Source organism: Aeromonas sp. HMWF015 (assembly GCF_963878965.1).
GTDB lineage: Bacteria > Pseudomonadota > Gammaproteobacteria > Enterobacterales > Aeromonadaceae > Aeromonas > Aeromonas veronii.
The window spans coordinates 7,287-10,005 of the sequence record NZ_CAWNZT010000441.1 but is presented as its reverse complement, the minus strand read 5'-3'; the positions used below and the strand labels follow the sequence as shown (position 1 = coordinate 10,005).

Sequence of the window (2,719 nt, the reverse complement as noted above, 5' to 3'; positions counted from 1 at the left end):
AGGGAGAAGGTCCCTGCTGCTGCAGTGCGGTGAATAATCGTCCTCGCGCCCGCTCTGGGTTATAATGCCCCCAATTTATTACGCCAAGAACCGGAATCTGTCATGTTTGAGAATTTGACTGAACGACTCTCGCGCACCTTGCGCAATGTCAGTGGCCGTGGTCGCCTGACCGAAGACAATATCAAGGAAACCCTGCGCGAAGTTCGCATGGCGCTGCTCGAGGCGGATGTCGCCCTGCCGGTCGTGCGTGATTTCGTGGCGCGTGTCAAAGAGCGCGCAGTCGGGCAGGAAGTGGCCAAATCCCTGAGCCCGGGCCAAGCATTCATCAAGATTGTGCACGGTGAACTGGTCACCGTAATGGGGGAGGCCAACGAACAGCTCAACCTGGCTGCCCAGCCACCTGCGATCATCCTGATGGCCGGTCTGCAGGGGGCCGGTAAGACCACCACAGTTGGCAAACTGGCCAAGCTGCTCAAAGAGCGCAGCAAGAAGAAGGTGCTGGTAGTCAGTGCCGACGTCTATCGCCCTGCGGCGATCAAGCAGCTGGAGACCCTGGCGAGCGACATCGGCGTCGACTTTTTCCCGAGCGATGCCAGCCAGAAGCCGGTCGACATCGCCACCGCCGCCATCGATCAGGCGCGCAAGAAATTCTATGACGTGGTGATCGTCGATACTGCCGGTCGTCTGCACGTTGATAGCGAGATGATGGCCGAGATCCAGGATCTGCATGCCACCATCAAGCCGGTCGAGACCCTGTTCGTGGTCGATGCCATGACAGGTCAGGATGCCGCCAACACCGCCAAGGCGTTCAACGAAGCGCTGCCGCTCACCGGTGTGATCCTTACCAAGGCGGACGGCGATGCCCGTGGGGGTGCTGCACTGTCGGTGCGTCACATCACCGGCAAGCCGGTCAAGTTTATCGGTATGGGCGAAAAGACCGATGCGCTGGAGCCGTTCCACCCGGATCGCCTTGCCTCCCGTATCCTCGGTATGGGTGATGTGCTCTCTCTTATCGAAGAGGTCGAGCGCAACGTCGATAAAGAGAAAGCGGCCAAGCTGGCCAGCAAGGTCAAGAGCGGCAAAGGCTTCGATCTGGAGGATTTTCGCGAGCAGCTGGCCCAGATGCGCAACATGGGCGGCATGATGGGGATGCTCGACAAGCTGCCCGGCATGTCCGGTCTGCCGGATAACGTGAAAGATCAGATGGATGACAAGCTCACTGTGCGAATGGAGGCCATCATCAGCTCCATGACGCCCAAGGAGCGCGCCCACCCCGATCTCATCAAGGGTTCCCGCAAACGCCGTATCGCCGCAGGTTCCGGCATGCAGGTGCAGGATGTGAACAAGCTGCTCAAGCAGTTCACCGAGATGCAGCGCATGATGAAGAAAATGTCCGGCAAGGGCGGCATGCGCAAGATGATGAGCCAGATGAAGAACATGATGCCCCCCGGGTTCGGTGGCGGTCGCGGGCCGTTCTGATCCGGCCTGCGTGTTGATGGGGGTCTGCAGTTGCAGGCCCCTTTTCATTGCCGCTCTGCGCAAAAAATGGCTGGCTTGGTTGCAATTATTACGAATCCAAGTAGAATTACGCGGCTTATTTTAAGCTAGGGTCCGCGTGTTTGCGGGCCTTGTTCATTAGATGTTAATGAGGACGATATGGTAACCATTCGTTTACAACGTGGTGGCGCGAAAAAGCGTCCGTTCTACCAGGTAGTAGTTTCTGACAGCCGTTGCGCCCGTGACGGTCGCTTCATCGAGCGCGTTGGTTTCTTCAACCCGGTTGCTGCTGGTCAAGCTGAAAAGCTGAACCTGGACCTGGCTCGTATCGAGCATTGGGTTGCTACTGGTGCCGCTGTTTCTGACCGCGTTGCCAAGCTGATCAAAGACGCTAAAAAAGCTGCTTAATCAGCCCAACGGTAAGGAGTTAAGGTGGAAAAACCTGTAGTTCTGGGCACCCTGGGTACCGTTTATGGCATCAAGGGCTGGCTTAAAGTGAACTCCTTCACCGATGTTGCCGAAGCGATTTTCGATTACAACCCCTGGCTGATTAATCAGAACGGGGCGTGGCGTGAAATTCGGGTTTCATCCTGGAAACGTCACAACAAGGGTCTGATCTGCAAACTCGATGGTATCGATGTGCGCGAAGATGCCCTGGCATTGACCAATGTCGAGATTGGCGTACCCGCCGATCTGTTGCCTGCGTTGCCTGAAGGTGAGTTCTACTGGCGTGACCTGATTGGTTGCTCCGTGGTGACCACCAAGGGATACGACCTGGGCAAGGTGACCGAATTGATGGAAACCGGCTCCAACGATGTGTTGGTGGTTGAGGCCAATGTAAAAGATGCCTTTGGTGCAAAGGAGCGGTTGATTCCGTTCCTGGAAGAGCAGGTGATCAAGAATATTGATCTGACTGCTCGAACAATCGAAGTTGATTGGGATCCTGGTTTCTAGTTTCCCGCGCTAACACGGGTGCCGGAGGTTTCTTATGTGGATTGGGGTGATTAGCCTCTTCCCTGAAATGTTCCGAGCCATTACCGAGCACGGGGTAACGGGTCGGGCCGTCAAGAGTGGCCTGCTGCAGATTGAGTGCTGGAACCCCCGGGAGTTTACCCACGATAAACACCGTACGGTCGATGATCGTCCTTATGGTGGTGGGCCCGGCATGTTAATGATGGTTCAGCCGCTGCGTGACGCGATTCATGCAGCCAAGCAAGCAGCG

General features: G+C 56.5%; 3 protein-coding genes and 1 pseudogene. All 4 read left to right on the top strand.

Features of this window, described 5'->3' with window-relative positions; genetic code table 11:
• Nucleotides 1-102: 102 nt before the first annotated feature.
• Entirely contained in the window at nucleotides 103-1,479 is a 1,377-nt protein-coding gene (gene ffh, locus AACS18_RS22815; protein ID WP_005340391.1) for a signal recognition particle protein, read from the top strand.
• A gap of 177 nt (nucleotides 1,480-1,656) precedes the next feature.
• Nucleotides 1,657-1,905, top strand: coding sequence for a 30S ribosomal protein S16 (gene rpsP, locus AACS18_RS22810; RefSeq protein ID WP_005340392.1), 249 nt, complete (start codon nucleotides 1,657-1,659; stop codon nucleotides 1,903-1,905).
• Nucleotides 1,906-1,929: 24 nt separating this feature from the next.
• Nucleotides 1,930-2,451, top strand: coding sequence for a ribosome maturation factor RimM (gene rimM, locus AACS18_RS22805; RefSeq protein ID WP_005340394.1), 522 nt, complete (start codon nucleotides 1,930-1,932; stop codon nucleotides 2,449-2,451).
• A 34-nt stretch (nucleotides 2,452-2,485) separates the two neighbouring features.
• Nucleotides 2,486-2,719 (top strand): annotated as a pseudogene (locus AACS18_RS23785) (tRNA (guanosine(37)-N1)-methyltransferase TrmD); the annotation flags it as partial.